At 60.3% G+C, this 12,187-nt stretch carries 10 protein-coding genes; 8 read left to right on the top strand and 2 right to left on the bottom strand.

Going from position 1 to position 12,187, the window contains the following annotated elements; genetic code table 11:
• Positions 1 to 346: 346 nt before the first annotated feature.
• Together V6F91_RS12820 and V6F91_RS12825 are read right to left on the bottom strand one after the other, a co-directional pair.
• On the bottom strand, positions 347 to 1,840 hold the full coding sequence (locus tag V6F91_RS12820; protein WP_332764924.1) for a CoA-acylating methylmalonate-semialdehyde dehydrogenase: 1,494 nt from the start codon (positions 1,838 to 1,840) through the stop codon (positions 347 to 349).
• A gap of 76 nt (positions 1,841 to 1,916) precedes the next feature.
• On the bottom strand, positions 1,917 to 3,266 hold the full coding sequence (locus V6F91_RS12825; protein WP_332764926.1) for an aspartate aminotransferase family protein: 1,350 nt from the start codon (positions 3,264 to 3,266) through the stop codon (positions 1,917 to 1,919).
• A gap of 137 nt (positions 3,267 to 3,403) precedes the next feature.
• Here V6F91_RS12825 and V6F91_RS12830 point away from each other — a divergent pair, with 137 nt between their 5' ends.
• From V6F91_RS12830 to V6F91_RS12865, 8 genes are all read left to right on the top strand, one after another.
• On the top strand, positions 3,404 to 4,324 hold the full coding sequence (locus V6F91_RS12830; RefSeq protein WP_093104952.1) for a LysR family transcriptional regulator: 921 nt from the start codon (positions 3,404 to 3,406) through the stop codon (positions 4,322 to 4,324).
• Positions 4,325 to 4,445: 121 nt separating this feature from the next.
• Entirely contained in the window at positions 4,446 to 5,834 is a 1,389-nt protein-coding gene (locus V6F91_RS12835) for a nucleobase:cation symporter-2 family protein (RefSeq protein WP_332764930.1), read from the top strand.
• 88 nt (positions 5,835 to 5,922) lie between these two features.
• Positions 5,923 to 6,573 carry a TetR/AcrR family transcriptional regulator gene (locus V6F91_RS12840; protein ID WP_090281215.1) on the top strand — a complete coding sequence of 217 codons (651 nt, stop codon included), beginning with the start codon at positions 5,923 to 5,925 and terminating at the stop codon, positions 6,571 to 6,573.
• An 8-nt stretch (positions 6,574 to 6,581) separates the two neighbouring features.
• Positions 6,582 to 7,163 carry an IMPACT family protein gene (locus tag V6F91_RS12845; protein WP_332764933.1) on the top strand — a complete coding sequence of 194 codons (582 nt, stop codon included), beginning with the start codon at positions 6,582 to 6,584 and terminating at the stop codon, positions 7,161 to 7,163.
• A 536-nt stretch (positions 7,164 to 7,699) separates the two neighbouring features.
• Complete coding sequence (locus V6F91_RS12850; protein ID WP_332764935.1) at positions 7,700 to 9,247, top strand: ABC transporter ATP-binding protein; 1,548 nt, start codon at positions 7,700 to 7,702, stop codon at positions 9,245 to 9,247.
• A 15-nt stretch (positions 9,248 to 9,262) separates the two neighbouring features.
• Positions 9,263 to 10,369: an ABC transporter permease gene (locus V6F91_RS12855; RefSeq protein WP_332764937.1), complete on the top strand. Its 1,107-nt coding sequence runs from the start codon at positions 9,263 to 9,265 to the stop codon at positions 10,367 to 10,369.
• Positions 10,369 to 11,295: an ABC transporter permease gene (locus V6F91_RS12860; RefSeq protein ID WP_332764939.1), complete on the top strand. Its 927-nt coding sequence runs from the start codon at positions 10,369 to 10,371 to the stop codon at positions 11,293 to 11,295. The genes V6F91_RS12855 and V6F91_RS12860 overlap by 1 nt, the downstream gene beginning before the upstream one ends.
• Before the next feature lie 203 nt (positions 11,296 to 11,498).
• Positions 11,499 to 12,185: an SDR family oxidoreductase gene (locus V6F91_RS12865; protein ID WP_332764941.1), complete on the top strand. Its 687-nt coding sequence runs from the start codon at positions 11,499 to 11,501 to the stop codon at positions 12,183 to 12,185.
• Positions 12,186 to 12,187 lie beyond the last annotated feature (2 nt).

Below are 12,187 nucleotides of genomic sequence, written 5' to 3' on the forward strand. Positions count from 1 at the left end.
TTTCAGAAGCTTTCGAAGATTTCTTCAACAACTTCAACCACTTGCGCTTCCGATCTCTCGTCAGCGGGAGGCGAATTCTACAGCGTTACACGCTGCTGTCAACACCTCTTTTTCAACTTCCTTTCGGACTTCGATGAACTGAAGCCGCTTGCCGCCGAAACCTACTTAACTCATTGAATCTCAAGGAGTTTTCCGTTTCGACTGCGCCGGAAGTGGGGCGAATTATAGACACCTCAGATCTGCCGTCAACTTCTATTTTCATAAATCTGTCATATCAGTCAAAAAAGCCCACAAGTACGAAGGCCGAGCTCAACGAGGTCGGCCTTCTGCGCTTCCGCCCCGCTCCTTACAAGCTAGGGAAAGCGAATTGCGAGGCTTCATGGCTGGCACGCTGCGGCCAGCGCTGGGTGATCGCCTTGCGCCGCGTGTAGAAGCGCACGCCATCAGGACCGTAAGCGTGCAGGTCGCCGAACAGCGAACGTTTCCAGCCGCCGAAGCTGTGATAAGCCACCGGCACCGGCAACGGTACATTGACGCCGACCATGCCGACTTCGATCTCGTCACAGAACAGACGTGCCGCTTCGCCATCACGGGTGAAGATGCAGGTGCCGTTGCCGTATTCATGATCGTTGATCAGTTGCATGGCCTCTTCCAGGCTGTTTACCCGTACCACGCAAAGGACCGGCCCGAAGATCTCTTCTTTATAGATGCGCATCTCTGGGGTCACGTTGTCGAACAGGCAGCCACCGAGGAAGAAGCCCTCTTCGTGACCGGCGACGCTCAGACCACGGCCATCGACGACCAACGTCGCGCCCGCCGCAACGCCGTCATCGACGTAGCCGCTGACCTTGTCTCGCGCCTGACCAGTCACCAGCGGCCCCATGTCCAGACCGCAGGAAGTGCCGGCACCAATTTTTAGCGCCTTGATCTGTGGCACGAGTTTGGCTACCAGTGCATCCGCCACTTGATCACCGACACACACGGCAACGGAGATCGCCATGCAGCGCTCGCCGCAAGAACCGTACGCCGCGCCCATCAATGCGCTGACCGCGTTATCCAGATCGGCATCCGGCATCAGCACCGCGTGGTTCTTCGCGCCGCCCAGTGCCTGGACGCGTTTACCTCGCTTGGTGCCTTCGGCGTAGATGTATTCGGCAATCGGCGTCGAGCCGACAAAACTCAGCGCCTTGATTTCCGGTGCTTCGATCAACGCGTCCACCGCTGTCTTGTCACCGTGAACCACGCTCATCACGCCTTTCGGCAGACCGGCCTCCAGCAGCAGTTGAGCGATCAGCAGCGTCGAACTTGGATCGCGCTCGGACGGTTTGAGGATGAAGCAGTTGCCGCAGACGATCGCCAGTGGATACATCCACAGCGGCACCATGGCCGGGAAGTTGAACGGGGTGATCCCCGCCACGATGCCCAGGGGCTGGAAGTCCGACCAGGCGTCGATGTTCGGGCCGACGTTGCGGCTGTATTCACCCTTGAGAATTTCCGGGGCGGCGCAGGCGAACTCGACGTTCTCGATGCCGCGCTTCAGCTCACCGGCCGCGTCTTCGAGGGTCTTGCCATGCTCTTCGCTGATGAGTTGCGAGATACGCGCTTCGTTCTGCTCCAGCAGTTGCTTGAAGCGGAACATCACCTGCGCACGCTTGGCCGGCGGCGTGTTGCGCCACGCGGGGAACGCAGCCTTGGCGGCATCGATGGCTTTCTCGATGGTGGCCTGGCTGGCCAGTGGCAGTTTGTGAATGGCCTGACCGGTAGACGGGTTGAACACATCCACTGCGCGACCGTTTTCGGTCACCAGTTCGCCATTGATCAAATGCGGAATAACGCTCATCGAACACTCCTGAATTCTTGTGCGCCGACGCCCGCAAGGAGCGCCTGCCATTGGTGCATCTATATAGAAGAAAAAATCAGTCGAGCTTGTTCAGCACTTCGCCGACTGCGTCGAACAGACGATCGAGGTCCTGCGGCTTGCTGTTGAAGGTTGGGCCGAACTGCAGGGTGTCGCCGCCGAAGCGCACATAGAACCCGGCCTTCCACAGCGCCATGCCCGCTTCGAATGGACGCACGATTGCATCGCCGTCACGACCGGCAATCTGAATCGCGCCGGCCAGGCCGTAGTTACGAATGTCGATGACATTCTTCGCCCCTTTCAAACCATGCAGCGCATTTTCGAAATGCGGTGCGACCTCGGCGACGCTCTGCACCAGGTTTTCCTTTTGCAACAGGTCGAGTGCGGCCAGGCCAGCGGCGCACGCCACTGGGTGCGCCGAGTAGGTGTAGCCGTGGGGGAATTCGACCGCGTATTCAGGGGTCGGCTGGTTCATGAAGGTCTGGTAGATCTCGGAGCTGGCAATCACTGCGCCCATCGGAATCGCGCCGTTGGTGACTTGTTTGGCGATGCACATCAGGTCCGGGGTCACGCCGAAGCTCTCGGCGCCGAACATCGAACCGGTGCGGCCGAAGCCGGTGATCACTTCGTCAAACACCAGCAGGATGTTGTGCTGATCGCAGATCTCGCGCAGGCGCTTGAGGTAACCCTGCGGCGGTACCAGTACGCCGGCGGAACCGGCCATCGGCTCGACGAAGACTGCAGCGATGTTCGACGCATCGTGCAGTTCGATTAGCTTCAGCAACTCATCCGCCAAAGCGATCCCGCCCTGCTCTGGCATGCCTCGAGAAAAAGCGTTGCTTGCCAGCAAGGTGTGCGGCAGGTGATCGACATCCATCATCGCCTGACCGAACAGTTTGCGGTTGCCATTGACGCCACCGAGGCTGGTGCCGGCGATGTTCACGCCGTGATAGCCACGGGCACGGCCGATCATTTTGGTTTTGGTCGACTGACCCTTCAGGCGCCAGTAGGCGCGGACCATTTTCACCGCGGTGTCGGCGCATTCGGAACCGGAGTCGGTGAAGAACACATGGTTGAGATTGCCCGGGGTCAGCTCGGTGATTTTCTCCGCCAGTTGAAACGACAGCGGATGGCCGTATTGAAAGCCCGGCGAGTAATCGAGGGTGCCCAGCTGTTTGGCCACCGCTTCCTGAATTTCCTTGCGGGTGTGCCCGGCGCCGCAGGTCCACAGACCGGACAGCGAGTCATAGATCTTGCGGCCCTTGTCATCGAACAGCCAGCTGCCTTCGGCACCGACGATCAGGCGCGGGTCGCGCTGAAAGTTGCGGTTGGCGGTGTACGGCATCCAGTGCGCGTCCAGCTTCAGTTGGCTGGCCAGTGGCGACGGCGCGTTTTCAGGCATGTTCATCGGGCAAAACCTCGCAGGGCATAAGCGACAGGGAGATAAAAAGCGTTATTGCAGCTAAGTTGCCACGGCGATAAAGTCGGTGAAATCCAACTTTTCTAACCTTCAGTTAGAACATTGCTAAACAAAGAGCCCAATAAATGAGCAGCCGCCGCCCCGATCCGCTGGCCCAGGTCAGTGACTTTGATATTCGCTTGCTGCGGATTTTTCGCAGCGTGGTCGAATGCGGTGGCTTTTCCGCAGCGGAAACCGTGCTGGGCATCGGTCGCTCGGCGATCAGTCAGCAGATGAGCGATCTGGAGCAGCGCCTCGGGTTGCGCCTGTGCCAACGCGGTCGCGCCGGGTTTTCGCTGACCGAAGAAGGCCGCGAGGTCTATCAATCGGCGCTACAACTGCTGAGTGCGCTGGAAAGTTTTCGTACCGAAGTCAACGGCCTGCACCAGCATTTACGTGGCGAGCTGATCATCGGCCTGACCGACAACCTCGTCACCCTGCCCCACATGCGCATCACCCATGCCCTCGCGCAGTTGAAGGAGCGCGGGCCGGATGTGCAGATCCAGATCCGCATGATCGCGCCCAATGAAGTCGAGCAAGGCGTACTCGATGGCCGTCTGCATGTCGGCGTGGTGCCGCAGGCCAGCGCGCTGTCGGGGCTGGAGTATCAGCCGCTGTACAGCGAGCGATCGCTGCTTTATTGCGCTGTCGGCCATCCATTGTTTTATGTCGATGACAAACAACTCGATGACCAGCGCCTGAACAGTCAGGACGCCATCGCACCGACGTTCCGTTTACCGGCGGACATCCAGGCGCATTATCAGGCACTCAATTGCACCGCCAGCGCTTCCGATCGTGAGGGCATGGCGTTCCTGATCCTGACCGGGCGCTACATCGGTTACCTGCCGGATCACTACGCCAGCCTCTGGGTTCAACAGGGTCGTCTGCGTGCGCTGAAATCAACGACACGTTTCTATGACCTGAGCCTCGCATCGGTCACGCGCAAGGGGCGTCGCCCTCATTTGGTGCTGGAAAGCTTTCTGGAAAGCCTGGCTGCGACGCGCTGAAAATCCCCGCAAGGCCCTGCAGCGCTGGGCCTTGCGGGCAAAAACACAGAATAACCTGAGCAAGTGGACAGCTTTTTGCAAAGCAGGATCAACCCGATCCCTGAACAAGAAGCCCAGCGCCATGCAGCCAGATTCCGAATCGTCCAGTGAACTGATCTACGGCCTCGACGACCGTCCAGAACCTCTCGCAGCAACCCTTGCCGCACTGCAACACGTCCTCGCCAGTTTCGTCGGCATCATCACCCCGCCGCTGGTGATCGGCTCGGCGCTCGGCCTGACGGCGCACCTGCCGTATCTGATCAGCATGGCGCTGATGGTCTCTGGCGTCGGCACCTTTATTCAGGCGCGGCGGCCGTTCGGCATTGGTGCCGGGATGATTTGCCTGCAGGGCACCAGTTTTGCCTTTCTTGGCGCGGTGCTATCGGCCGGATTTCTGGTCAAGCAGCGCGGCGGCAGCCCGGAAGACATTCTGGCGATGATCTTCGGTGTATGTTTTTTCGGTGCGCTGGTGCAGATCGTGCTTAGCCGGTTCATCGGCCAGTTGCGCCGGGTCGTCACGCCACTGGTGACGGGTATCGTCATTACCCTGATCGGCATCAGCCTGATCAAGGTCGGCATCACCGATCTGGGCGGTGGCTTCAATGCGCCGGACTTTGGTGCGCCGGGCAATCTGGCGTTGGGCGTGTTTGTGCTGCTGACAATCATTCTGCTCAACCGCTCGAACACCCCGTGGGTGCGACTGTCGGCGATCATCATCGGTTTGCTGCTGGGTAGTCTGGCGGCGTGGTTCAGCGGGAAGTTGGTGCCGCAGCCGTTGCCTGAATTGCCGCTGGTGAGTTTTCCCACGCCGTTCAGGTTCGGTTTCAGCTTCGACTGGACGGCTTTCTTGCCGGTCGCGCTGATTTATCTGATCAGCACCATTGAAACCGTCGGCGACCTCACCGCCAATTGCATGCTGGCTCGCCAGCCGATCAGCGGTCCTTCTTATATAAGCCGTTTACGCGGTGGCGTATTGGGCGACGGCATGAGTTGCATGATCGCCGCGACGTTCAGCGCATTCCCTAATACAACATTCGCGCAGAACAACGGTGTGATCCAGTTGACCGGTGTCGCCAGCCGTTATGTCGGGCTGTACATCGGCGCAATTCTGTTCTGCCTCGGCCTGTTCCCGATGATCGGCGCGGTGCTGCAGCAGATTCCGAAACCGGTGCTGGGTGGCGCGACGCTGGTGATGTTCGGCGCCGTCGCCGCAGCCGGCGTGCGCATCCTTGCGCAGTCGCCGCTGGACCGGCGCAGCATGTTGATCATTGCGACTTCATTCGGCGTCGGCCTGGGCATCGCCGCGCAACCGAACCTGCTGCACTTGTTGCCGAAACTGGTGCAGAACCTGTTCGACTCGGCGATTACCAGCGGCGGGCTGACGGCAATCGTCCTGTGTCTGTTGTTGCCGGAAGGCAAAACTGTTGAGACAAAAAGCCCCGCGTCACTGAACAAGATCGAACAGGCGTAACTGTTTTTCCGCGCAAGGACTTGTCGGATGCCTGTGGGTGCGCTATCAACGCAATTGGTTGCACCCACAGACAAACCCGGAAGTGCCTATGACCTTTGAAGTCCCCGCTCACGGCGGCAAGCCCGCCAGCCGCATTCGTCAGAAGAACGAAGAGACCATTCTCAAAGCCGCCGAAGACGAGTTCGCCCGTCACGGGTTCAAAGGCACCAGCATGAACACCATCGCCCAGAATGCCGGGTTGCCGAAAGCCAACCTGCATTACTACTTCACTAACAAACTCGGTTTGTACGTGGCGGTGCTGAGCAACATCATCGAGTTGTGGGACAGCACCTTCAACACCCTCACCGCCGAGGACGATCCGGCTGAGGCGCTGACCCGCTATATCCGCGCCAAAATGGAGTTCTCCCGACGCCAGCCACAGGCCTCGCGAATCTTCGCGATGGAAGTGATCAGCGGCGGCGAATGCCTGACCGAGTACTTCAATCAGGACTATCGCGCCTGGTTCCAGGGCCGCGCCGCCGTGTTCCAGGCCTGGATCGATGCGGGCAAAATGGACCCGGTCGATCCGGTGCACCTGATCTTCCTGTTGTGGGGCAGCACCCAGCATTACGCCGACTTCGCCACACAGATCTGCCGCGTCAGCGGGCGCAGCAAGTTGACCAAACAGGACATGGAAGATGCCGGCAACAACCTGATCCGCATTATCCTCAAGGGCTGCGGCCTCACTCCTTCTGTATAAGACGTTTTATGCCTTTTACCCTCAGCGGTTTTTGCGAGTACCGCGAAGAGATTCGCAAAAGCCGCTTCATCACCCTGGCCGCGCCGATCGACAGCCCAAGCGATGCGCAGGCGTTTTTCGAGCAGCACAGCGATTTGAATGCCACGCACAATTGCTGGGCGTGGAAACTCGGTGCGCAATACCGCAGCAGCGACGACGGCGAACCCGGCGGCACCGCCGGGCGCCCGATTCTGGCAGCAATCGAGGCGCAGGATTGCGATCAGGTCGCAGTGCTGGTGATCCGTTGGTACGGCGGTATCCAACTCGGCACAGGTGGTTTGGCCCGGGCATACGGCGGTGGCGCGAACAAATGCCTGCAAGCTGCAGACAAGATCGAACTGATCAGTCGCGTGCCGCTGAGTTGTGCCTGTGGTTTTTCCGAACTGGCGCTGGTCAAGCTGCGCGTCGCCGATCTCGGTGGCCTGGTGCTGGAAGAACATTTCACCGCCAACGGCGTCGAATTGCGTCTGGCGCTGGGTGCGGCCCACATCGAATTGCTGCAAAGCCAATTGGCCGATCTGAGTCGCGGGCGGATTTTGCTGCAGCGCTAGAACACTGCGAGCTTTTAGGGCGCAGCCGTTTCCCCTTATTCCGCCAAGTTGCCCACATGCGCTGTGCACCCGACTGTGGATAACCTGAGTACATTTGTCTGTAACCCTTCTGTTACGCGGCTTTGCGCGGTTTGTTCACTTTTCGTTCAATTTTCCTGACGAAACGTAAATTCCCAGCCCAAACAATCAGTTAGCGATGTTTAGCACCATTAGAACAAAGCACCGCAGTGCTTATGCCGAGCTTTTTGGCTTGCGCACAATAACTGTGGAACAACCTGTGGATAACCCGTTCATGACCGGCGCAGTCGCAGGTTCTGCCTGCTTCGCAACGGTTTGCTCGTTTTTTGATCAGTTACCCATGGGCAAAACTGGAGCCCGATCAATACCTTTGCGCTGAATTGGTGCTGCGTTTGCGTCCTTTTATTAATCCGAAGCTCTACATCAGGCGCCGCCAAACGCGGCCCGCGAGCGTTCCTGACTCAATGGCCAGGAAATTGCTTTATCCACAGGCACAACTCCAAGCAGTCGAGCCTGTCATGCCCATCGCTCCGCCCGTCCCGCGCCTGCAACTGCGCCATATCAGTAAACGCTACCCCGGTTGTCTGGCCAATGACGCCATCGACCTGAGCATTGCGCCCGGTGAAATCCATGCGCTGCTCGGCGAAAACGGCGCCGGCAAAAGCACCTTGATGAAGATCATCTACGGCGTCACCCAGGCCGATGCGGGCGACATGCTCTGGCAAGGTCGGCCGGTGAAAATCCGCAACCCGGCGAAGGCGCGACAGCTGGGAATCGGCATGGTGTTCCAGCATTTCTCGCTGTTCGAAACCCTCAGCGTCGCACAGAACATTGCACTGGCGATGGGCGCGGCGGCTGGCACGCCGCAACAACTGGCACCGAAGATCGCCGAAGTGTCGCGGCGTTATGGCATGGCGCTAGAGCCGGAACGACTGATCCACAGTCTGTCGATCGGCGAGCGCCAGCGCGTCGAGATCGTGCGTTGCCTGATGCAGGACATTCGGCTGTTGATCCTTGATGAACCCACCTCGGTGCTGACGCCGCAGGAGGCCGACGAGCTGTTCGTCACCCTGCGTCGGCTCGCCGCCGAGGGCTGCAGCATTTTGTTCATCAGCCACAAACTCGGCGAAGTTCGCGCCCTGTGCCACAGCGCTACGGTCTTGCGCGGCGGGCGTGTGGCCGGACATTGCCGACCGGCCGAATGCTCGGATCAGCAACTGGCGCAATTGATGGTTGGCGAAGCGGCGGCGATGATTGGTGAATATCCCAAGGTCAGCGGCGGCGCGGCGTTCTTGCAGGTGAACGGGCTGAGCTGGCACAACCCCGATCCATTCGGCTGCTCGCTGCGCGACATCGACTTGCAGGTACGCAGCGGTGAAATCGTCGGCATCGCCGGGGTGGCCGGCAATGGTCAGGATGAATTGCTGGCGCTGCTCAGCGGCGAACAGCGCTTGCCTCGAACAGACGCCGCCGCCATTCGATTCGGCGCGCAAAACGTCGCCGATCGGCGCCCGGATGCGCGGCGCAAACTCGGTCTGGCGTTTGTCCCGGCCGAACGTCTTGGCCACGGCGCAGTGCCGGAATTGAGTCTGGCCGATAACGCTCTATTGACCGCTTTCCAGCAGGGACTGGTCAGCCGCGGCATGATCCAGCGCAGCAAACTCGAAACCTTTGCTGAGCAAATCATTCAGCGCTTCGGCGTGAAAACCCCGGACACGCAGACCGCCGCTCGCAGCCTTTCCGGGGGCAATCTGCAGAAATTCATCCTCGGCCGGGAAATTCTTCAGCAACCGAAATTGTTGATCGCCGCGCACCCGACCTGGGGCGTCGACGTTGGCGCTGCCGCGACCATCCACCGCGCGTTGATTGCTTTGCGCGATGCCGGCGCGGCGATTCTGGTGATTTCCGAAGACCTCGACGAGCTGTTCCAGATCAGCGACCGCCTCGGCGCGTTGTGCGGCGGGCGTCTGTCGCCGCTCCACGACACCGGCGAAACGCAACTCAGCGACGTCGGCGGCTGGATGGCCGGGCAGTTCGCGCACTCTCCTTCATCGGCCACGGTTTAACGGAGTTTTCCTGACATGCTGCTTTCCCTCGAACCGCGCGGCCAGCAATCGCGCCTGATGCTCTGGTGTTCGCCGTTACTGGCCGCCGTGCTGACCCTGGCGTGCGGCTCGCTGCTGTTCATCGCACTCGGCCATGACCCGCTGCAAACCCTGCACACGCTGCTGATCTCGCCAGTCAGCGATCTCTACGGCATCTCCGAATTGCTGGTCAAGGCATTGCCGATTCTGCTCTGCGCACTCGGTCTGGCGGTGGCCTATCAGGCGCGGATCTGGAACATCGGCGCCGAAGGTCAATTGCTCCTCGGCGCCCTCGCCGGCAGTGCCGTGGCGGTGCACATCATCGACTGGCAAAGCCGTTGGGCGCTGGTGCTGATTGTGCTCGTTGGCATGCTCGCCGGCGCCGCTTGGGCCGGGCTGACCGCGTGGTTGCGCACGTGCTTCAACGCCAATGAAATTCTCACCAGCATCATGCTCAACTACATCGCACTGAACCTGCTGTTGTTCTGCGTGCACGGGCCGCTGAAGGACCCGGCCGGGTTCAACTTTCCCGAGTCGGCGATGTTCGGCGACGCCAGCCGCTTGCCCCTGTTGCTTGAAGATGGCCGCGTGCATGCCGGGGTGTATTTCGCCCTCCTCGCGTTGGTGGCGGTGTGGGTGCTGCTGCAGAAAAGCTTTATCGGTTTCCAGATCAAAGTGCTCGGTCTGGACAAGCGTGCGGCAGGATTCGTCGGCTTTCGCGAAAAGCGTTTGATCTGGCTCACACTGCTGATCAGCGGTGGATTGGCGGGGCTTGCCGGGGTCAGCGAAGTCACCGGACCGATTGGCCAATTGGTCCCGCAGGTCTCGCCGGGGTATGGCTACGCGGCGATCACCGTGGCGTTTCTCGGCCGGCTCAATCCAATCGGCATTGTGTTTTCCAGTCTGTTGATGGCGCTGCTGTACCTCGGCGGCGAGAGCGCGCAGATGACGCTCAATTTGCCGCAGGCAATCACCCAGTTGTTTCAGGGAATGATGCTGTTTTTCCTGCTCGCCTGTGACGTGCTGATTCTCTACCGGCCGCGCCTGAATCGGCGCTGGACCCGGCGCACGTCGTCCACCGCCATAACTGCCGGAGCGCTGTGATGGACATCGATCTGTTGAGCAATATTTTCTACGCCATGGTGCGCTGCGGCACGCCGCTGTTGCTGGTGGCGCTGGGTGAACTGATCTGCGAGAAGAGCGGCGTGCTCAACCTCGGTCAGGAAGGGATGATGCTGTTTGGCGCGGTGATCGGTTTTATCGTCGCGCTCAGCAGCGGCAACCTGTGGCTGGGCGTGCTGCTGGCAATGCTCGCGGGGATGCTGCTGTCGTCGCTGTTTGCCGTGGTTGCTTTGGTGTTCAATGCCAATCAGGTGGCCACCGGGCTGGCGCTGACGATTTTCGGCGTGGGACTGTCGACGTTTGTTGGCGCGGCCTGGGTGGGCAAACCGCTGGCCGGGTTTGAGCCGTTGGCGATTCCGTACCTGAGTGACATTCCGCTACTCGGGCGCATGCTGTTTGCCCAGGATCTGCTGGTGTATCTGTCGTTCGCGCTGTTTGCGCTGGTGGCGTGGGTGATCGTCAAGAGTCGTGTCGGGCTGATCATTCAGGCGGTCGGCGAAAACCCCGATGCGGCCAGCGCGATGGGTTTGCCGGTGCTGACCGTGCGTACCTTGGCGGTGCTGTTTGGCGGGGCGATGGCCGGGCTGGCCGGCGCCTATCTGTCGCTGGCGTACACCCCAATGTGGGCAGAAAACATGACCGCCGGGCGCGGCTGGATTGCCCTGGCGCTCGTGGTGTTTGCCAGTTGGCGAGTGTGGCGGTTGTTGCTCGGCGCGTATCTGTTCGGCCTCGCCAGCATCCTGCATCTGGTGGCGCAGGGCTTGGGGCTGGCGATTCCTTCGAGCCTGCTGGCGATGCTGCCGTATGTGGCGACGATTGTCGTTTTGGTGCTGCTGTCGCGGGATGCGTTGCGTACGCGGTTGTATGCGCCGGTGTCGTTGGGGCAGCCTTGGCAGGCAGGACATTGATGGTTGTCAGGGCGGGCCTGCTCGCGAAAGCGTCCGCACAGGCAACAGCTGTTCCAGATCAAACAATCTTGAGAGTTTCAGGAAGCAAGCACAGTCAGGACTGGGGTATGCTGCGGGCCGATGCTTTTGCGCCGGGCGCTGCAACTTTGCCTCGGGCAGGCCTGTCCATTGAATCCTGAATGCTGACTCTCAAGGAACCCATCATGTCTCAGGCAAAAAACGCACTGATCATTGGCGCCTCTCGGGGCCTGGGCCTCGGGCTGGTGAAAACCCTGCTGGCCGATGGCTGGCAAGTCACCGCCACCGTGCGCAATCCGCAAAACGCCGAGGCCCTGCAAGCGCTGGGCAGCGTGCGGATCGAGAAGCTCGACATGGATGATCAGCAGGCGGTGATCGCCCTCAGTCAGCAATTGAAAGGCGAAACGTTCGACCTGCTGTTCGTCAACGCCGGGGTCAAGGGCCCGGAGGTACAAACCCCGGGCGGCGCGACCCTGGCCGAAGTCGGCAAGCTGTTTTTCACCAACGCAGTCGCGCCGATCAATCTGGCCCAGCGCTTTGTCGGGCAGATCCGCGATGGCAGCGGCGTGCTGGCGTTCATGAGTTCGGGGCTGGGCAGCGTGACGGTGCCGGACGCACCGGAGCTGGCGTTGTACAAGGCGAGCAAGGCTGCGCTGAACTCGATGACCAACACCTTCGTCACGCAACTGGGCGAGCAGAAACTGACCGTGCTGTCGCTGCATCCGGGCTGGGTGAAAACCGACATGGGCGGTGATGGCGCTGACCTCGATGTGCAAACCAGTACCCGCGGGCTGATTGATCAGGTCAACGCGTTCAGCGGCAAGGGCGGGCATCACTTCGTCAATTACAAGGGTGAAACGATTCCCTGGTAAGC

The organism is Pseudomonas koreensis (genome assembly GCF_036668835.1).
In the GTDB taxonomy this organism is placed as follows: Bacteria; Pseudomonadota; Gammaproteobacteria; order Pseudomonadales; family Pseudomonadaceae; genus Aquipseudomonas; species Aquipseudomonas koreensis_I.

Coding starts and splice junctions, on each gene's coding strand:
- V6F91_RS12865 (WP_332764941.1), top strand. CDS start 11,499: ATGTCTCAGGCAAAAAACGCACTGATCATTGGCGCCTCTCGGGGCCTG.
- V6F91_RS12860 (WP_332764939.1), top strand. CDS start 10,369: ATGGACATCGATCTGTTGAGCAATATTTTCTACGCCATGGTGCGCTGC.
- V6F91_RS12855 (WP_332764937.1), top strand. CDS start 9,263: ATGCTGCTTTCCCTCGAACCGCGCGGCCAGCAATCGCGCCTGATGCTC.
- V6F91_RS12825 (WP_332764926.1), bottom strand. CDS start 3,266: ATGAACATGCCTGAAAACGCGCCGTCGCCACTGGCCAGCCAACTGAAG.
- V6F91_RS12845 (WP_332764933.1), top strand. CDS start 6,582: ATGCCTTTTACCCTCAGCGGTTTTTGCGAGTACCGCGAAGAGATTCGC.
- V6F91_RS12840 (WP_090281215.1), top strand. CDS start 5,923: ATGACCTTTGAAGTCCCCGCTCACGGCGGCAAGCCCGCCAGCCGCATT.
- V6F91_RS12820 (WP_332764924.1), bottom strand. CDS start 1,840: ATGAGCGTTATTCCGCATTTGATCAATGGCGAACTGGTGACCGAAAAC.
- V6F91_RS12830 (WP_093104952.1), top strand. CDS start 3,404: ATGAGCAGCCGCCGCCCCGATCCGCTGGCCCAGGTCAGTGACTTTGAT.
- V6F91_RS12835 (WP_332764930.1), top strand. CDS start 4,446: ATGCAGCCAGATTCCGAATCGTCCAGTGAACTGATCTACGGCCTCGAC.
- V6F91_RS12850 (WP_332764935.1), top strand. CDS start 7,700: ATGCCCATCGCTCCGCCCGTCCCGCGCCTGCAACTGCGCCATATCAGT.